The sequence below is a fragment of the Nonomuraea jiangxiensis genome (genome assembly GCF_900099965.1).
GTDB lineage: Bacteria > Actinomycetota > Actinomycetes > Streptosporangiales > Streptosporangiaceae > Nonomuraea > Nonomuraea jiangxiensis.
Genome location: NZ_FNDJ01000001.1, coordinates 500,774 through 524,999, shown reverse-complemented (window position 1 = coordinate 524,999; position 24,226 = coordinate 500,774). Strand labels below are relative to the sequence as shown.

The window sequence follows — 24,226 nt, the reverse complement described above, 5'->3', positions numbered from 1 at the left end:
GCTGCCACGCGACCGCCGCCCGTCCGGTCGTGACGGCGGCTAGCCGGTCCGCGGCTGGGCCTCGTCGTACTCGACCGCGTAGTCCTGCTGCGAGCGGTCCTTCAGCGCCCACGCCGCGGCCACGCTGATCAGGGAGCAGATGGCCATGTAGATGGCGATGGACATGGAGCTCTGGTAGGTGGCGTACAACCAGACCGCGATCAGCGGCGCGGGCCCGCCCGCCGTCACCGAGGCGAGCTGGTAGCCGAGCGAGGCGCCGCTGTAGCGCAGCCGTCCGGTGAAGCTCTCGGCGATGAACGTGGCCTGCGGACCGTACTGGATGTCGTGGATCGGCGCGGCCAGCACGATCGCCAGGAAGACGAGCGCGGGGACGCGGGTGTCGAGCAGCGGCCAGTAGATGAACGACCAGACCACCATGGCGGCGGCGCCCACGATGTACAGGCGCCTGCGGCCCACGAGGTCGGAGATGTAGCCCCAGAAGGGCACGGTGACCAGCGAGACGATGCCGGCCACGATGACGTACAGGTAGACGTCGCCGGCCTCGAAGCCGAGGGTGCGGGTGGCGTAGGTCAGGATGAAGACGGTGAAGATGTAGAACGGCGCCTGCTGGCCGGTGCGGAGCAGCGCGCTCAGCACGATCTCGCGCCAGTTCTTGCGCAGCACCTCGCGCACGGGGACGCGCTCGACCCGGTTCTCCTGGATGAGCTTGGTGAAGACCGGCGTCTCCAGGATGCCGAGCCTGATGTAGAGGCCGACCGCGGCCATCAGGATGCTGAGCAGGAACGGGATGCGCCAGCCCCAGTAGGGGTCGAGGGGCTGGAAGATCTGCAGGGCCAGATAGCCGAGGACTAGGCCGACCGGGACGCCGAACTGCGGCCAGCTTCCGAGGAAGCCACGCTTGCCGCCGCGCGACTGACCCCACTCGGTGGCCAGCAGCACCGAGCCGCCCCACTCACCGCCGACGCTGATGCCCTGGATCAGGCGGAGCACGGTCAGCAGGATGCCGCCCCAGATGCCGATCTGCTCGTACGTCGGCACCAGGCCCACGAGGGCGGTGGCGATGCCCATGGCCAGCAGGGTGATGATCAGGGTGGCCTTGCGGCCGATGCGGTCGCCGTAGTGGCCGAAGATCGCCGCGCCGATCGGGCGGGCGGCGAAACCGCCGAAGTAGGTGCCGAGGGCCAGCAGCAGGCCCGTGGTCGCGTCACTGGTCGGGAAGAACAGCTCCGCGAAGATCGTGCTGGCGGCGAAGCCGTAGAGGAAGAAGTCGTACCACTCGATCGAGGTCCCCACGGCGGAGGCGATCACCGCCCGGACCAGCTGCCGTTTCTTCTGCTCACCTGGTGCGTCTTGTCGCTGCTCCTCAACCATCTACCGCACCTCCGGTAGGTCGCACTTTTCCCGCGACGGTACATGATGCGCCATCGATGGTCATCAGGCGGACGATGATGTTGTCATGCCGCGATGTCAGGAAAATGTGGAGTTTCGGCCCGCGGCGGTCAGGCGAAGGCCGAGGTTCCGGCTCGCGCGGTCACCGGGGCGGTCAGGCAGGGTGGAGGTTTCGGCCCGGACGGTTTGCCGGGGCGGTCAGGAGGAGGCAAGGGCGTCGGCCGAGTGCCTTCGGCGGCGACGATGGCGGCCACGGCGGCGGGCAACCGCACCCGGCGCAGCACCGAAGCGGGCTGCGGCGCCTGGTCGGGGGAGGAAGCGGGCTGGGGCGTCCGCCGATGCCGGCTGCGCTCCCGGCGGGGCTCGAACCGCTGCTTGGGGCGATGCCCCGGTGCCCTTTCCCCATACGGGGTGATATCAGTGGATCTGCTCTGAATGTCGCTGTGATGCGTGGAAAGGACTCCATGCCCATCTCCCCCGGCCCCTTCACCGGCCGCACCATCACCGGCCTGGCCCAGGACTTACGCGCGGGGCGGACCACCGCCACCGAACTGGTCATGCAGGCGCTCGATGCCGTCACCAAGCTGGACCCGCAGCTCAACGCGTTCGTCACGGTGGACCACGACGGGGCGCTGGCCGCGGCGCGGCGGGCCGACCACGAGCTGGCGGCCGGCACCGACCGCGGCCCGCTGCACGGCGTACCGGTCGGGGTGAAGGACCTCATCGACGTGGCCGGGCTGCCCGCGACCATGGGATCGCGGCACTACGCCGGCCACGTCCCGGCGGCCGACGCCGCGTGCGTGATCCGGCTGCGCCGCGCCGGGGCGATCGTCGTCGGCAAGACCACGACCCACGAGTTCGCCTACGGGCCCACCGGCGACCGCTCGGCCAACGGCCCCTCGCGCAACCCCCACGACCCGGAACGCATGACGGGCGGGTCCAGCGGCGGCAGCGCGGCCGCCGTGGCGGCGGGCATGGTGCCGCTGGCGCTCGGCACCGACACCGGCGGCTCCGTACGCATCCCGGCCGCGCTGTGCGGGATCGCCGGGTTCAAGCCCGCCTACGGGGCGATCTCGGCGGACGGGGTGTTCCCGCTGTCGCGGACGTTCGACCATGTCGGCGTGCTGGCCGGCGACGTGCGCGACTGCCTGCCGGCCTACCGCGCGCTGACCGAGTCCCAGCTGCGCGAGGACGTCTCCGGCGCCCGGATGGCGTGGCTGGATCCGGCCGGGCTGAACCCGGCAGGGCTGATCCAGGTCGACCAGCGGGTGACCGACCTCGTACGGACGGCGTCGGGGGCACGGGACGAGGTGCGGCTGCCCGCGGAGGTCGTGACGGCGTTGCGGGAGACGTACCTGGTGATCCAGAGCTGCGAGGCGGCGGCCGTGCACGCGGCCCGGCTGGCGCGGGCGCCCGAGCTGTTCGGCCCCGAGCTGCTCGAACGCCTGCGCGTCGCCGCGGAGCTGCCCGGCTGGCGGTACGTCCAGGCGATGGACGGGCGGGCGCGGCTGGCCGCGTCCGTCGGTGCGCTGTTCGAGCGGCACGACGTCATCGCGCTGCCGACCGTGCCGATCACCGCTCCCCCGCTCCAGGAGCCCGAGACGGAGCCGGACGGCGAGCCCGGCGCCTGGCGCGGGACCGTACGCGCCACCCTGCTCTCGATGACGAGCCTGTGGAACGTGGTGGGCCTGCCCGCCCTGACCGTGCCGGCGGGGACGGTGGACGGTCTGCCGGTCGGGTTGCAGCTCGTCTGCCGCCCGGGCCGCGAACTGCTGCTCTTCGAAGCAGCCGCCCACCTCCCTGAGAAGGCTCCGTCCACACCCGGCCCAGCCGCCCCCTGACCGGCGGCCGGGCCCGGCCACCCGATCGGGCTGTGCCGTTCGATCGGGTCCGGCCGCCGCCGGGCGGGGTCAGGGTCGATCGAGCCGCTGGTGCAGGTCGCGGGCCGCGCGGACGAACCCGCTCGACCCCTTGCCCGTGGCGATCTCCGCCACCGCCGGGATGGTGCCCCGCGCGTCCGCCCACCCGGCGACCTCGACGGCGAACTTGAGCGCCTGCGTGTGGGCGGAATGCGGCCGCTCACCGGGCCCCGGCAGGTAGACGGGCAGCAGGCCCGTCATGATCTGCCAGACCTCCCGATGGGCGCCCTTGCCCGCGCAGGCCTTCAGCGCCGACCGCACCCGGCCCACCTTGACACCGGCCCTGCGCATCGTCAGGCCGAGCTGCCTGCCGCACTCCACGGCGGGCAGGCAGCCACGGGCGGCGGCGCGCAGCAGCGGCTCCTGGCCACGTTCTTCGCTCTGGTCCCAGCCGCGCTCGGTCAGCAGCACGGCGATCAGCAGCGCCAGCCCCTCCCCCACCGGCCCATCCTGGTAGCAGAGCTCCCCGACGCGCTCTTCGAAGTAACCGGGCCGGTCCCAGCTGTTGAGCAGGCGGGGCAGGAAGTGCATGGCGACCGCCTCACGGTCGGAGGGCAGCAGGAGCCGCCACGCCGACATGTATCGGCCGTGCCCCTCCCAGGTCGAGGACGGCGGGTCGGACAGGAGCGCGTCGACCAGCGCCATCCCCGTGGGCTCCAGCCGGATGCGCGGGTGCAGCCGCGGAGTGTGCTCGCCCGGCTGCCGGTCGTGGGTGTAGTCGCCGGCGGCGTGGGACCAGTCCACGCGCATCTCGGGCTCGGGGCGTCCCTTCAGCCAGCGGGCGAGTGTGGCGCCCGCCTCCGAGGTCAGCCGCCCGGCGCGGGCCATCACGTCGGGAGCGGCCTCGCGCGGCAACCGCAGCAGCGCCTGCTGCAGGTCGGCGGGCAGCGCCCGCGCGCCGACGCGTTCGTAGCCCTCCAGCCGGGAGACGAGCTCGGCGGGATCGAGGTGGCCGGAGGTGAGGGTCGGGGTGGCCAGCAGGTACGGGGGCAGGGTGCCGTCCTTGAGCGCGGCGTGGACCTCGGCGCAGCGCAGCAGCATGGCCCAGTGCGGCGGCGAGACGGAGTGGGAGCCGGGCAGCCGATCGCGCGGCGGCTCCGGCTCCGCCTCGTGCCCCCAGTTGCCCGTCGACATGATCGAGACGCCCAGGATCTCCCCCCCGATCGGCGTGCCCTCCTCGAAATGCTCAAGGTTGCCGAGAGGCATGCCGCGCTCGGCGAGGCCGGCGGCGATGTTGTCGCGCATCTCCTGGGGCAGGCGGCCGAAGTCGGTCTCGAACTCACCCTCGGCCGTGCGGACGATGAGCTGGTGAGTGGCGTGGGAACGGGGTCGCTCGGGCTCGGGGATGGGCGGTTCCTGGCCCGGGTCGGCGGCTTCGCGCAGCAGCGCCTCCGCCCACTGCTCGATGTCCGGCCATTCCCGGTAGGTGTAGAGCTTGGTGCCGCCCTTCGGGCACTGCCTGGCCTCCGGGTGGCGAACGAAGCCGCTGAGCCAGCGTTCGAAGGCCGAGTCGTCGTACAGCCGGTTGTAGGTGTCGACCAGGTTGTGCATCGGCGGGCGGAACGGCTTGCGCGGGGGCGGCTCGAACGCGGGCAGCGGGACGGCCTCGAAGTCGTCGGCCTCCACAGGCCCGGCCTCCACCGCGCCGTACGCGTCGGACAGGCGTGCCGCCAGCTCCGGGGGCAGGACGTGGGCCGCCTCCCGCACCGCCTCGGCGCCCGCCGGCGAGAATCGTCCGGCGTGCTTGAGGGCCAGGCGCACCGAGCGCTCGCGCACCTCGTACGACTCGCACAGGAACGCCGAGGCGAGCGCGGGCGCCAGGTGGTCGAGGTGTCCGGCGCCGGCGTCGCGGGCGGCCTGGTCGAGCCAGCTCAGACCGGCCCGCACCAACTTGCCCTCGGGACGGAACAGCAGCGCCGCCACCGCCTCGTTGACCTCGTCGGCGCTCAACCCGTCGAAGGCGTCCGGGTCTCCCGCTCCGCCCTCGGCGCCGCTCGGGAGGCCGGCGGGGCCGGCCGCCGTCCTGCTCGGAGGGCCGGCGGGGCCGGCCGCCGTCCTGCTCCGAGCGTTGGTGGGGCGCAGTTGGCGCAGGGCCAGCTCGGCCACCGGGCCCGGCGCGGCGGGCAGCAGCCGCAGGTAGTCGCGGGCGCGCTCCGGGTGGGGAGCGGGGTCCAGCAGGTCGTGAAGGCGGACGAAGAAGCGCAGGTCGGTGGCGCTGCCGCCGCGCAGGAACCGGCGTAGGCAACCGTCGGTCAGCAGCTCGCGGTCGGCGCCGCCCGCGTCGACGAGGTCGCGCAGCGCGGCCAGCCAGGACCGGCGGGCCTGCCAATCCGGCGGATCGAGCCGGTCATCACGCAGCGCCCGGCCCACGCCCTCCGCCTCGAACAGGCGCGGGATCAGGTGCCCGGCCAGCGGGTCCTGCCGTAGGTCCGGTGGAGGGGCGGACACCCAGGCGACGATGAGCGGCTCGTGCGCGGGCGGCTCCGCCCCGGTATGGCGCAGCAACTCCAGCGCCAGGGCCGCGCTGTCGTCGCGGCTCTGTGCCCGGGTGCCGCGCAGGCGCAGGGCCAGGCGGGTGGCCAGGTCGGCCTGCCACTCGGGCGGCCGGGCGGCGACGACCCGCAGCAGCGGATCGAGCCGGATCGTCATGCTCCAGCGGACGAAGTCGCGCCGGTAGAGCCAGGTGGCGACGGCCGCCGCGCCGGCCAGCGTGCCCGCGCCCGCGACCCGCATGGGCTCGATCCAGTCGTTCTCGCTGCCCCATTTGACCTGCCCGCTCGATGCGCCCTTCACCCGGTGGTCGTAGATCCCTGACGTCCACCACAGCTCCTGCGCGTCGTCCCTGGACAGGCCCCTGGCCATCGCGTCACGCACGAACAGCAGCCTGGCCCGCTTCTCGGCCACGTTGGCGCGGGTCTGCACCCGTTCGTAGCGCTTGTGGGCCTCCTCCCTGGCCGCGCCGATGTGGTCGGGCAATTCGCGGGCCACCTCGCGGCGGCCCGCCTCGTCGAGGCGCAGCACCTCGTCCGCCACCCGGGAGGCGTCACAACTGGTGATGGCCTCCCACACGCTCTCCCAGCCGCTCACGCCGCCACCTCCGCGCGGTCGGCGGCGGACGGGGGTCCGTCAAGCTGGGAGGAAAGGGCGTCGATACACGCCAGGACGGCTGTTGTCATGCCGCAGACCCTAGAGATCGCCTCCGACAAACCCGGCACAGGGAGACGACGTCAGGTGAGGGTCGCGGTCAGGGTTCTGGCCGCCTGGGTGACCAGCGAGCCGTACTCGGCGCGGAGCTCCTCGGACATGCGGCTGGCGGGGGTGGAGACGCTGAGGCTGGCGAGCGGCCCGTCGGAGCCCAGGACGGCGGCGGCGACGGCCGCGATGTCGGAGCGCCATTCGCCCCGGTTGTCGGCGTAGCCGCGAGCGAGGACCTCCGCCAGCTCGGCCCGCAGCGCCGCCGGGTCGGTGATCGTGGTGTCGGTGTATCCGGGCAGCTCGGCTAACGGCCGCTCCTGATGGGCGAGCACGTGGGCGAGCACGGCCTTGCCGTTGGCCGAGGCGTGCAGCGGCAGCCGGATGCCCAGCGGGAGCACGATGCGCAGCGGCTTGTCGGTCTCCAGCCGCTCGATCAGCACGACGGCGTCGCCCTCGGGCACCATGAGGTGGATCGTCTCCCCGGTGCGCTGGCGCAGCTCCTCCATGACGGGCATCGCCGCGTCCCGCAGCCCGAGCTCGGCCCGGCGCCCGACCTGGAGCGCCTTGCTGGTGACCTGCCACCGCGTGACCGCGCCCCCGGCGGGCCTGATCCACCCGGCCTCGTAGAGCGTCTTCAGCGAGCGCTGCACCGTGCTCTTCGGGAGCCGCAGCTCGCGGGCCAGCTCGCCGACCCCGGCCGGCTGGCGGCCGGCCAGCTCTTCGAGCACTCGGAGGGCGTTGATCACGTTCTGCATCCATTGACTCCTCTGCGGCCTGATCTTAATGTTAATGAACCGCAACGCGGCACACCGTGCCGTGAGACGGCACGGAGGTGTGGAGAGTGGGCCGTCATTTCCTGCAGATCCCCGGCCCGACGAACGTCCCCGATCGGGTGCTGGGCGCCATCGCCCGGCCCACGATCGACCACCGCGGCCCCGAGTTCGCCCGGATGGCGAGCGAGCTGCTGGAGCGGCTGAAGGACGTCTTCAAGACCCGGCACCACGTGATCGTCTACCCGTCCTCCGGCACGGGGGCGTGGGAGGCGGCGCTGGTCAACACGCTCTCGCCGGGTGACAAGGTGCTGGCGTTCGAGACCGGGCACTTCTCCTCGCTGTGGTGCGAGATGGCCGCCCGGCTCGGCCTGGTCGTCGACCTGGTCCCGGGCGACTGGCGGCACGGCGCCGACCCGGACGCGCTGGCCGAGCGCCTCACCTCCGACGTCGCCGCCGTCATGGTGGTGCACAACGAGACCTCGACCGGCGTGCGCAGCCGCGTCCCGGAGATCCGCGCCGCCCTCGACCGCGCCGGCCATCCGGCGCTGCTGCTGGTGGACACCATCTCCTCGCTGGGCTCGATGGACTACCGCCACGACGAGTGGGGCGTGGACGTGACCGTCGGCTGCTCGCAGAAGGGCCTCATGCTGCCGCCCGGCATGGGGTTCAACGCGATCAGCCAGAAGGCGCTGGCCCACCGGGGACGGCTGCCGCGCTCGTACTGGGACTGGGAGCCGATCATCGCGGCCAACCGCAACGGCTTCTTCCCCTACACTCCCCCGACCAACCTGCTGTACGGCCTGGGCGAGGCCCTGACGATGCTGCTGGACGAGGAGGGCCTGCCCGCGGTCTTCGCCCGGCACGACCGGCACGCCGAGGCGACCCGGCGGGCCGTGCGAGCCTGGGGGCTGGAGGTGCTCTGCGCCGACGAGCGGGAGCACTCCAGCTCGCTGACCGCCGTGCTGATGCCCGGCGGGCACGACGCCGACGCGCTGAGGCGGCTCGTCCTCGACCGCTACGACCTGTCGCTCGGCACCGGGCTCGGCCGGCTCGCCGGGCGGGTCTTCCGGATCGGGCATCTCGGGTGGTTCAACGACCTGATGCTCGCGGGCACGCTGAGCGGGGTCGAGATGGGGCTGGCCGCGGCCGGGGTACCGACCAAGGACAGCGGGGTACGCGCGGCGCTGGCGTACCTGGAGGGCGCCGGATGAGCCTGGCGCGGACGTTGTCGCTGCTGATCAGCGGGGAGGTCAGGGACGACCCGTACACCACGCACCTCTACTCCTCCGACGCCAGCATGTACGCGATCGAGCCGCTCGCGGTCGCCTTCCCCCGGCACGCCGACGACGTGCAGGCGCTGGTGGCGGCCTGTGGCGAGCTGGGAGTGCCGGTGCTGCCGCGCGGCGCGGGCACCAGCCTGGCCGGGCAGACGGTGGGCGCGGCGGTGATCGTCGACTTCTCCCGGCACATGAACCGCATCCTGGAGATCGACGGCAGGACCGCCAGGGTGCAGCCGGGCGTGGTCCAGGACCAGCTCAACCGGGCGGTCCGCAAGCACGGCCTGATGTTCGGGCCGGACACCTCGACCAGCAACCGCGCCACGATCGGCGGGATGATCGGCAACAACTCGGCGGGCAGCCACTCCATCCTGTACGGATCGACGGTCGACCACGTCGAGGCGCTGCGGGTGGTGCTCGCCGACGCCACGACGCCCGACCTGGCCACCGACGCCCGGCTCAACGCCGCGGTGGCCGGAGTGCTGGACGGGCTCGACCTGACGGGGTTCCCGCGGTTCTGGCGGCACGCGGGCGGCTACCGCCTCGACCTGGCCCGCCGCCCGGACTCGGGAGTGGACCTCACCAAGCTGCTGGTCGGCTCCGAAGGCACGCTGGCCGTCGTCACCGAGGCCACGGTCGGGCTGGTGGAGCGGCCCCGGGCCAAGGCCATCGCGGTCGGCCACTTCGCCTCCACCGCGGCCGCGATCGCGGCCACCGCCGACGCGCTCTCCTTCGGCGCCGCCTCGGTGGAGCTGCTGGACAAGGCCATCCTGGAGCTGTCCAGGCAGCGCGTCGACTACGCGGAGCTGGGCGGCATCCTGACAGGCGACCCGGAGGCGCTGCTGTTCGTCGAGTTCTTCGGCGACAACCAGGCGGAGGTGGCCGGCCGGGTCGAGGAGCTGGCCGCCACCTGGAAGTCGAACGGCCACGGCTACCACACCCTGCGGGCCGTCACGGAGCAGCAGCAGACGGCCGTGCTCAAGGTGCGCAAGGCCGGGCTCGGCCTGCTGATGGCCTCCAGCGTGGGCAGCAGCAGGCCGCTGGCGTTCGTGGAGGACACGGCGGTGCCGCCGGACCGGCTCCTGCCCTACGTCGAGGAGTTCGCCGAGATCCTCGACCGGCACGGCCTGCGGGCCGGGTTCTACGGCCACTGCTCGGTCGGCTGCCTGCACGTCCGGCCGTTCGTGGACCTGCGCGTGCCCGGCCAGGTCGACACGATGCGCGCGGTCGCCGAGGAAGTCGCGGAGCTGGCCGCCCGGCACGGCGGGGTGAACTCCAGCGAGCACGGCGACGGGCTGGCCAGGTCCGAGTTCAACCGGCGGCTGTTCGGCGACCGGATCTACGAGGCGATGCGGCAGGTCAAGCACGTCTTCGACCCGCACGGCCGGCTCAATCCCGGCAAGATCGTGGACGCGCCGCCGATGACGGACCATCTGCGCGACCCGGCGGCGCCCGAGCCGCGCCCGCTGCGTACGGTCCTGTCCTTCGCCGAAACGGGGAGCATGCACGCCGCCGCCGACCGGTGCATGAACATCGGCGTCTGCCGCAAGGACGACACGGGCGTCATGTGCCCGTCGTACATGGCCACCCGCGAGGAGGAGCACTCCACCCGGGGCCGGGCCAACGCCCTGGTCAAGGCCCTGTCGTCGGACGATCCCCGGGAGGCGCTGGGCGACGAGCGGCTGCACGGGATCCTCGACCTGTGCCTGGAGTGCAAGGCGTGCCAGTCGGAGTGCCCGCTGGGGGTGGACATGGCGGCGCTGAAGAGCGAGTCGCTCCACCAGTACCAGCAGATCCACGGGGTGCCGCTGCGCGCCCGCCTGTTCGGCGCGATCAGGACGCTCAACCGGCTCGGCTCGGCCACCGCGCCGGTGTCGAACTGGCTGGCCGGCGCCGCCCGCGGCCCGCTCGGCCTGAGCCGCCACCGCCCGCTCCCCCGCTTCCGCCGCGACAACCTGATCCGCTGGTACGCCCGCCGCCCCACCGCCCGGGAAGGCACCGCCGGCCGGGAGGTCATCCTGCTGGCCGACTCCTTCACCACCTACAGCGAGCCCGGCATCGGCCAGGCCGCCGTCGAGCTGCTGGAGCAGGCGGGCTACCGGGTGCGCCTGGCCGCCGAGGGCTGCTGCGGCCGGTCCAGCATCTCCAAGGGCCTGCTGGACCGGGCGCGCACGATGGCCGAGTCGATGGTCGGCCGGCTGGCCGGCTCCGACGCCCCGATCGTCGGCCTGGAGCCGTCGTGCCTGCTCACCCTCAAGGACGAGTACGCCGCCCTGCTCCCCGGCGACCCCAGGGTCGCGGCGGTGGCCGCACGCGCCCGGCTCGTCCCCGAACTGCTCACCGAGGCGATCGACGACGGCCGGCTGGTGCTGGGCGACGCGCTGCGCGGGCGCCGGATCCTGCTGCACGGCCACTGTCACGAGAAGGCCGTCGTCGGCACCGGCGCCACCCGTGAGCTGCTGTCCAGGATCCCCGGGGCGGAGGTGGAGGAGATCGACGCCGGCTGCTGCGGCATGGCCGGTTCCTTCGGTTTCGAGACCGAGCACTACGACCTGTCCATGAAGATCGGTGGCCTCCGGCTCTTCCCGAAGATCGCCGCTTCCTCGTCCGGCACCCTGCTGGCGGCCACGGGGGTCTCCTGCCGCCAGCAGATCGCCCACGGTGCGGGGCGTGTCGCCCGGCACCCGGTCGAGCTCGTCCGTGAGGCGACCGTCCTGCCATAGATCCATCGGGGGAGATCGGAGTCAGCAGTGTCCGCAGAGCTCCTATCCATTCTCGCCCTCGTCGCCATGTTCGTCGTCGCCACGCTCTTCCCTGTGAACCTGGGGGCGCTGGCCCTGGTCGGCGCCTTCCTGGTCGGGACGCTGGCGGCGGGCATGAGCACCGACGACATCCTGGGGGCCTTTCCCGGCAGCCTGTTCGTGATCCTCGTCGGGGTCACGCTCCTGTTCGCCATCGCCACCAACAACGGCACGGTCGACTGGCTCGTACGAGCCGCCGTCCACCTGGTACGGGGCCGGATCGCCGCCATCCCGCCGGTGGTGTTCCTCATCTCGGCCCTGCTCACGGCCGTGGGGGCGCCGGCTCCTGCGGTGGCGGCGATCCTGGCGCCGATCGCGTTCGGGTTCGCCGCCGACTACCGGATCCATCCGATGCTGATCGGGCTGATGGTGGCGCACGGCACGCAGGCGGGCGCGTTCTCGCCGATCAGCGTGCTCGGCGGGATCGTGAACGGCGTCACCCGGGACGCGAACCTGCCCTACGACAACATCTCGCTGTTCCTGTCCAGCTTCGCGTTCAACACGGCCGCGGCCGTGATCGTGTTCTTCGTCTTCGGCGGCCGGGACCTGGTGAGCCGCGGCTCCATCACCACCGAGCCCGGCACCGGCCCCGGCACCGGGACCACGTCCGCGCCCGGCACCGGGGCCGCGGCGGCATCCCCGGGGGCGTCGCCGGCCACGTCCGGGTCCGGCGGGGCGGTCACCACCACGGTCGCCCCCGACACCGGAGTCGACGGCGGCGGCCTGCGGCTCACCCTGCACCAGGCGCTCACGCTGATCGGCATCGTGGCGCTCTGCCTGGCCGTGCTGGTGTACCAGCTCGACGTGGGCCTGACCGCCGTCACCGTGGCCGTCGTCCTGTCCCTCACCTCGCCCAGGACGAACAAGGGCGCCGTCGAGCGGGTGGCCTGGCCGACCGTGCTGCTCATCTGCGGCGTCGTCACGTACGTGGGCGTCCTGCAGGAGATCGGCACCGTGGACTACGTGGGCTCGGCGGTGGCCGCGATCGGCATCCCGCTGCTGGTGGCGCTGCTCATCTGCTACGTCGGCGGCGTGGTGTCGGCCTTCGCCTCGACCGTGGGCATCCTGGGCGCGCTCGTGCCGCTGGCGGTGCCGCTGCTCGGGCAGGGCACGCTGGGGCCGATCGCGATGATCGCGGCGCTGTCGGTGTCGTCGGCCATCGTGGACGTCAGCCCGTTCTCCACCACGGGGGCGCTGCTCGTGGCCAACGTCCGGGGCATGGAGCGGGACGTGTTCTACCGCAGGCTGCTGACCTATGGCGCGATGATCGTCCTGGTGGGCCCGCTGGCGGCCTGGGCCGTCCTGGTGGCTCCGGGCTGGCTCGGCTGAGCCGCGCACCGGGCTCAGCAGCTGGCGACCCGGGAGCCGTTCAGCCCGTTCAGCCAGGACGGTTTCTCCTTGAGCAGCTCGTACAGCTCGTCCAGGGGTTTCTGGTCGATGATGCCGGCCCGCGCCAGGTCCTCCACGCGGCGGCACAGCTCGGCCTCGCGGACGGCGCCGACGGTCGCGCAGCCGCCCTTGAGGCGGTGCGCGAGCGCGGCCACCCGCGCCGGGTCCCCCTCCTCGGCCGCCTGCCTCAGCTCCTTGAACGTGCTCATGGCGGTCGCCACGTAGGCCGCGCCGACGTCAGCCAGAGCCTCCGCCGACAGGCCGGCCAGCTCGGGCGGGAGCCCGGCGGAGGCCGTCCACTCCGGGATCCTGGCCAGCACGTGCGGCCAGTCCACGGGCTTGGCCAGGTGGTCGTCCATGCCCGCTTCCAGGCACCTGATCCGGTCGTCCGGCATGGCGGCCGCGGTCATCGCGACGATCGGGGTGTGGACCTCCTCGCGCCGCCTGATCTCGGCGGTCGCGGCCAGCCCGTCCAGCAGCGGCAGCTGGCAGTCCATGAACACCAGGTCGTAGCCGCCGGAGAGCACGGCACGCACGGCCTGCTCGCCGTCGTTCACCACCTCGACCTCGTGGCCCGCCTGCCGCAGGACGAGGAGCGCCACCTGGCGGCTCACCTCGTCGTCCTCGGCCACCAGGATGCGCGCCGCCGCGTGCGGTCCCACACCGTCCGCGGCGCCGCGCGGCTCGCCGGGGCACTCGGAGGTGCGCAGGGCGTTCTCGACGGCGGCGAGCAGGCGGCGGCGGCTGAGCGGCCGGGTGATCGACTGCACGGTACGCTCGTCGGCCGCGACCGGCCAGGAGAACCCGGTACGTCCCGGCGTGACCACCACGATGACGCTGGTGGCGCGGAGCATCGGGTCGGTGAGGATGGTGTGCGCCAGCGACTGGGACACCGTGCCCAGGTCGAGGGCGACCACGGCCAGCTCGTACGGCCTGCCGTCGGCCGCGGCGGCGTGCAGCAGCAGCAGGGCGGACTCCTCGTCCGTGACCTCCTCCACGTCCAGCCCCGCGTCCGCGAGGAACCGCGCGGCCAGCGCCCGGTCCTCGGGCCGCGGGTCGGCCACCAGGGCGCGCCGCCCGGCCGGACCCTCGGTCCCCGGCTGGGACCAGGCCAGCACCTCCAGCGGCAGCGTCACCCAGAACCGGCTGCCCACGCCCTCCACGCTGTCCAGCCCGATGCGCCCGCCCATGAGCTCGGTGAGCTGCCTGCTGATGGCCAGCCCCAGGCCGCTCCCCCCGGTCCTGCGCGTGATCGGCGAGTCGACCTGCCGGAACACACCGAAGACCCGCTCCCGGTCGGCGGGCCCCACCCCGATCCCGGTGTCGGCGACCGCGAACCGCAGCACCGCCCGCGACCCGCCCTGCTGCCCCTCGTCCAGGGTCACGTGCAGGTCCACACCGCCCTGGACGGTGAACTTCAGCGCGTTCCCCACCACGTTCGTCAGGATCTGGCGCAGCCGCGCCGGGTCGCCCAGCACCTGCCGCGGCACGTCCTCGTCGAGCCGGAGCGTCAGCCACAACCCCTGCTCGTACGCGTGCGGCGCGAACGGCGCCACCACCTCGTCGCAGAGCCGCGGCAGGTCGAACGGCACCGCGTCCACCTGGAGATGGCCCGCCTCGATCTTGGACAGGTCGAGGAAGTCGTCGAGCAGGCGCAGCACGTTCTGGGCCGACTCCTGGGCGGTCGTGGCGTAGTGGCGCTGCTCGTCGTCCAGCCGGGTGCCCATGAGCAGGGAGTTCATGCCGAGGACGCCGTTGATCGGGGTGCGGATCTCATGGCTGATCTTGGCCAGGAACTCGGACTTGGCCTTGGAGGCGTTGACCGCCACGTCCCTGGCGTCGGCCAGCTCGGCCGCGTACCTGGACAGCGTGGCCTGCGCCCGGCGGCGGCCGCGGGTGCTGTGGATCTGCAGCCCCAGGCCGATGAGGATGAGCAGGGCCAGCAGGGCGGCCACGGTCAGCACGTTGGCCCGCAGCCGCTCGGCCGAGGCCAGCGCGGTGACGGCGGACACCTCGGCGGTGACCGTCCAGCCGATGTCCGGGATCGGCTCCGAGGCGGACAGCACCAGGCCGTCGATGCCCCGGAACTCGCCCTTCCAGGTGCGCCCGGCCAACGCCGCGTCCACCCGGGGGTCCTCGCGCAGGGAGGTCAGGGCGTACAGGGTACGGCCGGGGTCGGCGACGAGCACGCCGGCCTGGTCGGTGATCAGCAGCCGGATGTCCTGGGCCTCGGCGGCCTCCTTGGCGAACTTCTGGATGGCGTCCAGGCTGTAGACGACGGTGAGGATGCCCACCATGCGCTCGCCGTCCTCGCTCGGGATCGGCACGGCCACGGCGACGGCCCTGGAGACGTCCTTCATCGTGGGCGTGTACGCCTGGGACACGTGCGCCCGCCGCCAGTCGCGCACGGCGCTGTACCAGTCGGTGCTGACGATGTCCTGGGGCAGCCCGCTGGCCGGCAGCGCGCCCAGCATCCGGCCCTCGGGGGAGATCATGATGATCCCGCTGACGCCGTCGCGCATGCGCTTCAGCTCGTCGAGGTAGCCGCGCAGGGTGTCACCGGTGACCTGGTCGATCGACTCGCGTACCCGGGGCTGCCGCGCGAAGGCGATGACGAGCTCCTTCAACGAGCCCATCTGCTGCTCGACGACGACGCGGCTCACCGAGGCGGTGGTCTTGACCCGGTCGTCGACCTCGTTCTTCACCGCTCGTTCCGACAGGGAGATGCTGGAGGAGGTCAGCAGGGCCAGGGGCAGCAGGCCGAGCAGTGTCCACAATGCCGTCACCGCGAACAACCATCGCACCGGCGTCTGCCCTCCCGTTGTCGCTCGCCGTCAAGACTAGGAGGAAACGGGCGCGATAGCAGGATCGTGATGAGCAGAAGGCGCAAAAGACGTTTTATGTTATGAAGAGCTGCCTAAGCTTCATTGATCCATATTTGTTGGACGAGGAGCGTGGCGATGCCTGAGGCCAGGGACATCACCGTTCTCATCGTGGACGACGACCCGGTCGTCACAGCGACGCTGCACGCGCAGGTCAACCGGGTGCTCGGCTTCAAGGTCGTGGGCATCGCGCACACCGGGCACGCCGCGCTCGCCGCCGCGGGCCGCTTCGCCCCCCGGCTGATCCTGCTCGACCTGCACTTACCCGACTTACCCGGGCTGGAGGTGGCGCACCGGCTGCGCCGGCCCGACCAGCCGCCCGCCGACGTCATCGTGATCTCCGGCCACCACGAGTCGGCGGCCGTACGCGCGGCCATGCAACGCGGGGCCCTCTACTACCTGGTCAAACCCACCCGGGCCGGCACCCTGGAGCAGACCCTGCTGCGGTACGCGGCCACGGTCGAGCAGTTGTCGGCCGGCGACCGGTTCGCCGAGCAGCAGGAGATCGACCGCGTCTTCCGCTCCCTCCACCTCGACCAGGCCGCCCGGCCGAAGAGCATCTCCGCGGCGACCGAGCAGGCGGTGCTGGACGCGCTGGCGTCCGTCGAGGAGGACGTCTCCGCGCACGAACTGGCCGGGATGATCGGCATCAGCCGCGCCACCGCCCGCCGCTACCTGGAGTACCTCGCCGAGCGCGGCCAGGTCGAGGGCCGGCCGCGCTACGGGCCGACCGGCCGCCCCCAGCACCGGTACCGAGTACGGTGACGACGCTCAGGGCGCTGGTGGCGCTGCTGCTCTGCCTGACGGCGGTGGGCTGTGGCGATGACAACCCGTTCCCCGAGGGCTCGACCATGGCCCGCATCAGGGACCGCGGCGTCCTGCTGGTGGGCACCAAGTTCGACCAGCCGATGTTCGGCTACAAGGAGCCCTCCAGCGGGCGGATCATCGGGTTCGACACGGAGATGGCCCGGATGGTCGCCAAGGACCTGACCGGCAGCGAGCGCAACATCCGCTTCATCGAGACCGTTTCGCGGGAACGGGAGAACTTCCTGACCCAGGAGTTCGTGGACCTCGTCATCGCCACGTACTCCATCACGGAGCCCCGCTCCCGGCTGGTCGGCTTCACGATCCCGTACTACTACGCCGGTCAGGACATCCTGGTCAGGAGCGATGACGACAGCATCAACGGGGTGGCGGACCTGAAGGACAAGACCGTGTGCACGGCCAAGGGCTCCACCTCCATCGACCGGATCGGCAAGCAGGTGCCGAGCGCCGAACTGGTGACCGTCGACGCCTACAGCATCTGCATCCCCGCGCTCATGACCGGGCAGGTCGACGCGCTCAGCACCGACGACACCATCCTGCTCGGCCTGCTGGACCAGCATCCCGACACGCTGCGGCTGGTGGGCAGGCCGTTCGCGCGGGAGCCGTACGGGATGGGCGTGCGCAAGCAGGACACCGCCTTCCGCGACTACCTCAACGGGCTGATCACCCGCTCCCTGCGTGACGGGGAGTGGGACCGTGCCTTCAAGGCCACCATCGGCGTCACCGGGGTCGCGCCCGACCGGTCCAGGCCCGCCCTCCCCGAACAGGACCCGGCGGCCCGCTGAGCCACCCCGCCCACCCATAGAGCCGCGCCGCGCGCCGGTGAAGCTGTGCCGCGCGCCCGCTGAGCCGCGCCGCGCGCCCGTCGAGCTGTGCCGCGCGCCCGCTGAGCCGTCGTTCCCGGGCTGCTGAGCTGTCGTTTTCGGGCTGCTGAGCCGTCGTTCCGGGCCGCTGACCGGGGCAATCGCTGAGCAGAACGCGCACAAGCCGGTCTCCTGATCATGCTCCTCCTTACGGTTACGCCAACGCCGACCGAACGAAGGAGCGTGTCGCATGACCGACGCGGACCTGATCGTCCTGGACCAGGTCAACAAGCGCTACGGCGACCTCCACGTGCTCAGGAACGTCAGCCTGCGCGTGCGGCGGGGCGAGGTGGTAGTGATCATCGGCCCCTCCGGCGCGGGCAAGTCGACCCTGTGCCGCGCGATCAACCGGCTGGAGACCATCGACTCCGGCACGATCACCGTGGACGGCACGCCGTTGCCCGAGGAGGGACGTGCCCTCGCCCGGCTGCGCGCCGAGGTGGGCATGGTCTTCCAGTCCTTCAACCTGTTCGCGCACAAGACCGTGCTGGACAACGTCGTCCTCGGGCAGGTCCACGTGCTGGGCAAGCCCAGGGCCGCCGCCGAGGCCACCGCCCGCGCGCTGCTCGAACGGGTCGGCATCGGCGCCCAGGCGGCCAAGTTCCCCGCCCAGCTGTCCGGCGGCCAGCAGCAGCGGGTGGCCATCGCCCGGGCGCTGGCCATGGAGCCCAAGGTGATCCTCTTCGACGAGCCCACCTCGGCGCTCGACCCGGAGATGGTCAACGAGGTGCTCGACGTCATGACCTCGCTCGCCCGCGAGGGCATGACCATGGTCGTCGTCACCCATGAGATGGGCTTCGCCCGGCGGGCGGCCGACCGGGTCGTGTTCATGGCCGACGGCGAGATCGTCGAGCAGGCCGGCCCCGAGACCTTCTTCGGCTCCCCCAGCAGCCAGCGCGCCCAGTCCTTCCTCGACAAGATCCTCATCCACTAGGAGGCCCCCATGTTCGGCAGATCCCTCTACGCCGTCTTCGCCGTCCTCGCGCTGACCACCACCGCCGCCTGCGGGGGTGGCCAGGGGAGCTACGCGTCCATCGTGGACAAGGCCAAGAACGACAAGAAGCTGGTGATCGGTGTGAAGGCCGACCAGCCGGGCCTCGGGCTGCGCACGCCGGACGGCACCTTCACCGGGTTCGACGTCGAGGTCGCCACGTACGTGGCCAAGCAGCTCGGCGTCGAGCCGTCCGGTATCACCTTCAAGGAGACCGTGACGGCCAACCGGGAGGCGTTCATCGAGCAGGGCCAGGTGGACATGGTGGTGGCCACGTACTCGATCACCGACGCCAGGAAGCAGAAGGTGTCGTTCGCCGGTCCGTACTTCGTGGCCGGGCAGGCGCTGCTGGTACGGGCCGACGAGGCGGCGCTGACCGGGCCCCAGGCGCTGAACGGCAAGAAGCTGTGCTCGGTCGCCGGCTCGACCCCGGCGCAGAAGGTCAAGACGGAATACGCCAAGGAGGTGCAGCTCCAGGAGGAGCGTACGTACTCGGCGTGCGTGGACCGGGTGCTCGGCGGCCAGCTCGACGCCCTCACCACGGACAACGTCATCCTGGCCGGCTACGCCGCGCAGCACGCGGGCAAGCTCAAGGTGGTCGGTGAGCCGTTCAGCACCGAGAAGTACGGCATCGGCCTGAAGAAGGATGACACGGCGGGCCGTAACGCGGTCAACGACGCGCTGGCCAAGATGTTCAGCGACGGGAGCTGGCAGAAGGCGCTGGAGGCCAGCGTGGGCGCCTCCGGCTTCCCGGTCCCGGCGGCCCCGCAGCTCGAACGGTACTGATCCGGATGGAAGCACTGCTCTTCGAACGCGACACCATCCTGGCCGCGTTCTGGATGACGGTCCGCCTGACGGCGGTCAGCGCGCTCGGGTCGCTGGTGCTCGGCACCCTGCTGGCCGCCATGCGGGTCGCGCCGCTGACCACCCTGCGCGGCGCCGCGAACGTGTACGTGACCGTGGCCCGCAACACGCCGCTCACCCTGGTACTGCTGTTCACCGGCCTGGGCATCGGGGCGAACCTGGGGCTGACGCTGTCCGACGACCTCGCGACCAACAACTTCTGGCTCGCCTGCATCGGGCTGACGGCCTACACCGCGGCGTTCGTCTGCGAGGCCCTGCGCTCGGGGCTCAACACGGTGCCTGTCGGCCAGGCTGAGGCGGCCAGGTCGCTCGGGCTCGGCTTCGTCAAGACGCTCGCGCTGATCACCCTGCCGCAGGCGTTCCGCGCCGTGGTGGCGCCGCTCGGCAGCATCATGATCGCGCTGACCAAGAACACCACGATCGCGCTGGTGGTGGGCGTGAGCGAGGCGTCCGTACGGATGCGCGAGATGATCGAGACGTACGGGGACCAGGTCATCGAGATCTTCCTGGGCTTCGCCGCCGGGTTCGTGCTGCTGTGCCTGCCGATGGGGCTGTTGTTCGGCTGGCTGTCGCGGCGGATGGCGGTGTCCCGATGAGCTACTCGAACCTGTACGAGCGGCCGGGGCCGCGCGGGATCCTCCGCAACCGGGTGCTGGCGGCGGCCGTCGCGGTGGTGCTGCTGGCCCTGGCGTACCTGGTCTACGTGCGCTTCGACGAGAAGGAGCAGTGGGCGGCCGCCAAGTGGACGCCGCTGCTGCGGGCCGATGTCTGGAGCACCTTCATCCTGCCGGGGCTGGCCGGCACGCTCGGGGCGGCCGTCACGGGAGTGGTGCTGGCCGGGCTGTTCGGGCTCGCCTTCGGGACCGCCCGGATGTCCGAGCACCGGTGGATCCGGGTGCCCGCGGCCACGGTGGTGGAGTTCTTCCGCTCCGTGCCGCTGCTGCTGCTGATCTTCTTCGCCTTCTTCGGCTCGTACGCCGTCCTGGGGGTGAACATCTCCGCCTTCACGGCGGTCGTCTTCGGGCTCACCCTCTACAACGGGTCGGTGATCGCGGAGATCGTCCGGGCCGGGGTGCTGAGCCTGCCGCGCGGGCAGAGCGAGGCGGCGTACGCGATGGGCATGCGCAAGGGCCAGGTGATGCGGCTCGTCCTGCTGCCACAGGCGATCAAGGCCATGCTGCCCGCCCTGGTCAGCCAGTTCATCGTGCTGCTGAAGGACTCGGCGCTCGGGCTCATCGTCGGCTACGACGAACTCGTGGACCGCGGCCTGAACGGGATCGCGGCCAACTTCTCCAACGTCATCCCCGCGGCCATCCTCATCGCGGGCATCTTCATCCTGATCAACCTGTCCCTGGACCGACTGGCACACCGCCTGGGCCGTCGCTGACCCACCGGCACGAGCCACCACCGGCCGGGTCGTCAGCGAGCCGGCCAAGTCCGCTGATACGAGCCGCCATCGGCCCGATCGTCAGCCAACCGACCAAGCCGCTGGCACGAGCCGCCATCGGCCCGATCGTCAGCCAACCGACCAAGCCGCTGGCACGAGCCACCACCGGCCCAGTCGTCAGCGAGCCGGCCGAGCCTCCTGATGCGGGCCGCCATCGGCCGACTCGGCGGGGAGTCGGTCGAGCCGCTGGTACAGCCCGTACACGAAGCGGGCGCGGTAGCCGGTGCCGCCGTGGCGGAACTCGACCGCCCAGTGGTGCGGGGCCGTGCCCTCCAACTGGGCGGCCCCGGGGAAGCTGGCGGCGACGTCGCCGACGACGCACCCCCAAGGCGCCAGGTCGGCGAAGGCCAGCCGGGCGGCGCCGCCAGGGCGGACGAACCACTGGTTCCACACCTCCCTGCCGGGGCCGTACAGGACCTCGAACTGGAGCCCCGGCCACGACGGCAACTCCCACCGGGCGACGTCGCAGGTCAGACTCCCGATCACCGTCACGTCCCGGTGGGCTGGCCGACCAAGCACCCGCCCCAACCCGGCCCGCCCCCTGCTCGCGTGCAGAATCCTGGTCCAGTGGGCGTGCGCCGCACGCACCTCGGCCCGCGACGCGCCCAGCTCTCCGAGCGCGACCTCCACCCGCTCGGCGTTGAGGTCGCGCATCCGGTGCAACAACGCCAGCTCGAACTCCCGGACTCCGAATCCCATGCCCGCCAGCCTGCCAGGTGCCGCCCCCGGCCGGCGCCGCTACCAGGGAAGGACGCCCTCCGCATTGAAGAACCCCCCGGTGGGGCCGTCGGGACCCACCTGCGCCATCCGGACGATGATCTCGGCACCTTGCTCGACGGTCTGCGTGCCGGTGCGCCCGTTCAGGTCCGTCGCGGTGTATCCCGGTTCCACCGCGTTGATCCGCATGTTCGGGAACGCCTTCGCGTACTGCACCGTGATCATGTTGACGGCGACCTTCGACGCGGGATACCCGAGGCCGGGATAGGCGTACGCCGGCAGGTCCCGGTCGGTGACCATGGCCATGCTGCCCAGGCCGCTGCTGACGTTCACCACGACCGGCGCGGCGGAGCGCAGCAGCAGAGGCAAGAAGGCGTGGGTGACGCGCACCATGCCCAGGACGTTCGTCTCGAACACCGGCCGCAGCAGATCGGCGGTCGTCTCCAGGGCGCCGGGCACCCCGTTGTCCGCCGTCCGCGTCTCGATGCCGGCGTTGTTGACCAGCACGTCCAGCCCGCCGTCGGCGGCGATGGTCTTCGCCGCGGCCGTGACGGAGTCGTCGTCGTTGACGTCCAGCAGGATCGGGCGCGCGCCCAGCCGCTCGGCGGCCCGCAGGCCGCGCTCGGCGTCCCGGCTACCCACGTAGACGGTGTGGCCCGCGGCGATGAGCCGGCGGGCGGTCTCGAAGCCGAGGCCCTTGTTCGCTCCGGTGATCAGCGTCGTTGTCATGGCCTCAGTTTCCGCAGCAGCGACAGGACCAGCCAGCCGCCCCACGATCCTGGGACCCCGAGGACCAGGCACGGCCCGGCCCCTCACCGGCGAACTCCGGACCCCTCACTCAGTTGCCGGACGCCTCAGTTGCCGGACGACTCCGTTCCCACGGACGGCTCCGTTTCCACGGACGCCTCAGTTTCCACGGACCACTCCGTTTAATTGGACGGCTCCGTTTCCATGGACACCTCAGTTCACGGACGGCTCAGTTCACGGACGGCTCAGTTCACGGACGGTTCGACGGGCGGGGAGCCGATGGGCTGTGCGGGGACCTGCACCCTCCCCTGGTACGGGTCGGTACGGCTGAGCGCGTTACCGGTGATCGCGGCCACGTCGCGGTCGGTGAACTCCTCGCCCAGCGGGATGCCCAGCGCCGCGAACAGCTCCCTGGTCTCGGCCACGGTGGGCCGGGCACTGAGCTGCGGCGCCTCGTTCACCGCCAGCAGCTTGGTCTGCTCAAGGCTGTTCTCCAGCTCGACGTACCAGGGGTTGTAATGCGGGCTGTCGCGCGGAATGGCCAGGCCGGGAAATTCCGGGCCGCGTTGCGTGATAACCAGATTGTGCGAGGTGAGGTCGCAGCGGAACAGCGATATCGTGCCGGAAAGGCCGATCTTCAGCTCCATGATCTGGCTGTTGTTCTGCCGGTACCAGCACGCCGCGAGAATCGTGGCATAGACGTCCTTACGCGTGTCCAGTGACGTCCAGCCCTTCTCCTCGTCCCCGTCCTGCGCCAGATTCCGGTGCAGCTTCGCGTACGAGCCGCACAACTCGTCGTTGGTCGGGTCCAGCAATTCCAGCAGGAAACGCATCCTGCTGCGCGTACGCCGGGCGCGCTCGATGCATTCGGGCAGGGTGACCGCCCGAATATAGGTGCCCGTCCCGCCCTTGAACAGCCACATGTCGCTGCTGGCCCGCGCCTCGGCCAGCAGCCGGGTGATGGCCGCGCCGTTCAGCGATTTCACCGAGTCTCCGCTCGCCAGCAGCCGCCACATTCCGTCGGTTGTACGCGACACCTGGGTGAGTTGGTCGGCCACCCGTGACTGCCTGTTCCTGTCCCTGATCCAGACGAAGGCGAGCAGGGCCAGCACCGGCAGAATCAACTGGTCGGATTGTCCATCTTCGAGAACTTCGAGTAGATCCAGCACACTCACCGCGACGGCGACGAGCAGCACGATGCCGAGATCCACATTGGAGAGCGCGCCGCGGAGCCGCTCTTTGACGGTGGTCATGCTTGTCGTCTAACCGTTCACACCGTATTCGTCAAGCGCGGCCAGGTTGGAGCTCCGGCATCCGACCTGCGGATTCAATTGTCCAACTGCCTTGGAAAATGTTCGGACAATTATCCACCACAAATCGCTTGGCAGCTCCGGCGCCGACCCGTGAAAGTGGAGGCAGAAAGTCCGAACCGAATGGGGGAAGTTCGATGAGAATGCGTAACAAGGCAACCTTCGCGGTGGCTTCGATGGCGGCCACGATGTTCGCCTGCTCGACTGCGGCGCCGGCGTCATCCGCGACCGTAATCCCAACCACGAACACCGCGACGACCGCCGGGACCCAAACAGCGCTCGACGTCGTCCGCGGAAAGACCCGGTGCTTCAGCTATTCGTACGGGGACAACGGCACGACCAGCGTAACCGTCTACTTCCACAACCGCTGCAAGCATTCCAGGGGAATAAAGATCCGGGTGGCGCAGGCCCCTGACGCGTGCATCTGGGTACGCGGCGGCGACTTCGACAAAAAGAAATTCAAGGGTGCCCGCCCGACCGTCCAGTCCATCAAGGAAGTTTCCCACTGCGGCTGATTCTTTCGAGGCCGCCGCTCTTCCCGGTGCTCACTAACCTGGAGCTCAGGACCCCGGTCAAGACCGGTATACCAGGGGGGTTACCGCCTGGCTGGGGTCCCACCTCTCTGCGATGGATCGTACACGAGGGATGTTCTTGATAATGTCATCTGATCTGGACGTGCAGGGGTCGACCAGAGCAGAGGTGACATGGCCGAGTCGTCCGCATCGCAGGACGAGGGAGCCGGACCGCGGCGAGGGCGCAAGCCGATCCGACCGCATCCGGAGTCCGGCCCGGTCGCGCTGCTTGCACACCGTCTGTGGCGACTGAAGGAAGAGGCGG

Annotated in this window: 18 protein-coding genes; 11 read left to right on the top strand and 7 right to left on the bottom strand. The window is 71.4% G+C overall.

The features are described 5' to 3' along the window. Positions 1-39: 39 nt before the first annotated feature. Positions 40-1,371, bottom strand: coding sequence for an MFS transporter (locus BLS95_RS02190; protein WP_090928506.1), 1,332 nt, complete (start codon positions 1,369-1,371; stop codon positions 40-42). Positions 1,372-1,835: 464 nt separating this feature from the next. Here BLS95_RS02190 and BLS95_RS02185 point away from each other — a divergent pair, with 464 nt between their 5' ends. Next, positions 1,836-3,230 (top strand): amidase, encoded by a 1,395-nt coding sequence (locus tag BLS95_RS02185; RefSeq protein ID WP_245764768.1) that lies wholly within the window; start codon positions 1,836-1,838, stop codon positions 3,228-3,230. A 69-nt stretch (positions 3,231-3,299) separates the two neighbouring features. Here BLS95_RS02185 and BLS95_RS02180 read toward each other — a convergent pair whose 3' ends face one another. Together BLS95_RS02180 and BLS95_RS02175 are read right to left on the bottom strand one after the other, a co-directional pair. Next, positions 3,300-6,395, bottom strand: coding sequence for a DUF7824 domain-containing protein (locus BLS95_RS02180; protein ID WP_090928502.1), 3,096 nt, complete (start codon positions 6,393-6,395; stop codon positions 3,300-3,302). Between the two features lie 140 nt (positions 6,396-6,535). Next, complete coding sequence (locus tag BLS95_RS02175; RefSeq protein WP_090928500.1) at positions 6,536-7,258, bottom strand: IclR family transcriptional regulator; 723 nt, start codon at positions 7,256-7,258, stop codon at positions 6,536-6,538. A gap of 86 nt (positions 7,259-7,344) precedes the next feature. Between BLS95_RS02175 and BLS95_RS02170 the strand changes: the two genes are divergently transcribed. Genes BLS95_RS02170 through BLS95_RS02160 form a run of 3 tightly spaced genes read left to right on the top strand, consistent with a single transcriptional unit; the run spans position 7,345 to position 12,683 of the window. Next, complete coding sequence (locus BLS95_RS02170; protein WP_245764767.1) at positions 7,345-8,487, top strand: pyridoxal-phosphate-dependent aminotransferase family protein; 1,143 nt, start codon at positions 7,345-7,347, stop codon at positions 8,485-8,487. Then, on the top strand, positions 8,484-11,276 hold the full coding sequence (locus BLS95_RS02165; RefSeq protein WP_090928495.1) for an FAD-binding and (Fe-S)-binding domain-containing protein: 2,793 nt from the start codon (positions 8,484-8,486) through the stop codon (positions 11,274-11,276). The genes BLS95_RS02170 and BLS95_RS02165 overlap by 4 nt, the downstream gene beginning before the upstream one ends. A 27-nt stretch (positions 11,277-11,303) precedes the next feature. Next, positions 11,304-12,683, top strand: a complete 1,380-nt coding sequence (locus BLS95_RS02160) for an SLC13 family permease (protein WP_090928493.1) — start codon at positions 11,304-11,306, stop codon at positions 12,681-12,683. 14 nt (positions 12,684-12,697) lie between these two features. Here the strand turns inward: BLS95_RS02160 and BLS95_RS02155 are convergent, their stop codons facing one another. Then, positions 12,698-15,529, bottom strand: coding sequence for a hybrid sensor histidine kinase/response regulator (locus BLS95_RS02155; RefSeq protein WP_245764766.1), 2,832 nt, complete (start codon positions 15,527-15,529; stop codon positions 12,698-12,700). Positions 15,530-15,703: 174 nt separating this feature from the next. Between BLS95_RS02155 and BLS95_RS02150 the strand changes: the two genes are divergently transcribed. From BLS95_RS02150 to BLS95_RS02125, 6 genes are all read left to right on the top strand, one after another. Next, the gene (locus tag BLS95_RS02150; protein WP_090928489.1) at positions 15,704-16,390 is read left to right on the top strand and encodes a response regulator; all 687 of its coding nucleotides are present in this window, start codon (positions 15,704-15,706) and stop codon (positions 16,388-16,390) included. After that, on the top strand, positions 16,387-17,235 hold the full coding sequence (locus BLS95_RS02145; protein ID WP_245764765.1) for a glutamate ABC transporter substrate-binding protein: 849 nt from the start codon (positions 16,387-16,389) through the stop codon (positions 17,233-17,235). The genes BLS95_RS02150 and BLS95_RS02145 overlap by 4 nt, the downstream gene beginning before the upstream one ends. A 268-nt stretch (positions 17,236-17,503) precedes the next feature. After that, a complete protein-coding gene (locus tag BLS95_RS02140) occupies positions 17,504-18,247 on the top strand; it encodes an amino acid ABC transporter ATP-binding protein (RefSeq protein WP_090928486.1) in 744 nt (247 codons plus the stop codon). Between the two features lie 9 nt (positions 18,248-18,256). Continuing rightward, positions 18,257-19,090: a glutamate ABC transporter substrate-binding protein gene (locus BLS95_RS02135; protein WP_090928484.1), complete on the top strand. Its 834-nt coding sequence runs from the start codon at positions 18,257-18,259 to the stop codon at positions 19,088-19,090. A 5-nt stretch (positions 19,091-19,095) separates the two neighbouring features. Continuing rightward, positions 19,096-19,764 (top strand): amino acid ABC transporter permease, encoded by a 669-nt coding sequence (locus BLS95_RS02130; protein ID WP_090928482.1) that lies wholly within the window; start codon positions 19,096-19,098, stop codon positions 19,762-19,764. Next, positions 19,761-20,555, top strand: a complete 795-nt coding sequence (locus tag BLS95_RS02125; RefSeq protein ID WP_090928480.1) for an amino acid ABC transporter permease — start codon at positions 19,761-19,763, stop codon at positions 20,553-20,555. The genes BLS95_RS02130 and BLS95_RS02125 overlap by 4 nt, the downstream gene beginning before the upstream one ends. 177 nt (positions 20,556-20,732) lie before the next feature. Here the strand turns inward: BLS95_RS02125 and BLS95_RS02120 are convergent, their stop codons facing one another. From BLS95_RS02120 to BLS95_RS02110, 3 genes are all read right to left on the bottom strand, one after another. Next, positions 20,733-21,314 carry a hypothetical protein gene (locus BLS95_RS02120; RefSeq protein ID WP_090928478.1) on the bottom strand — a complete coding sequence of 194 codons (582 nt, stop codon included), beginning with the start codon at positions 21,312-21,314 and terminating at the stop codon, positions 20,733-20,735. Positions 21,315-21,353: 39 nt separating this feature from the next. Then, positions 21,354-22,061: an SDR family NAD(P)-dependent oxidoreductase gene (locus tag BLS95_RS02115; RefSeq protein WP_090928476.1), complete on the bottom strand. Its 708-nt coding sequence runs from the start codon at positions 22,059-22,061 to the stop codon at positions 21,354-21,356. 263 nt (positions 22,062-22,324) lie between these two features. Beyond that, positions 22,325-23,332, bottom strand: a complete 1,008-nt coding sequence (locus BLS95_RS02110) for a hypothetical protein (protein WP_090928474.1) — start codon at positions 23,330-23,332, stop codon at positions 22,325-22,327. A gap of 194 nt (positions 23,333-23,526) precedes the next feature. Between BLS95_RS02110 and BLS95_RS02105 the strand changes: the two genes are divergently transcribed. Then, a complete protein-coding gene (locus BLS95_RS02105) occupies positions 23,527-23,904 on the top strand; it encodes a hypothetical protein (RefSeq protein WP_143043555.1) in 378 nt (125 codons plus the stop codon). The last annotated feature ends 322 nt before the right edge of the window (positions 23,905-24,226 follow it).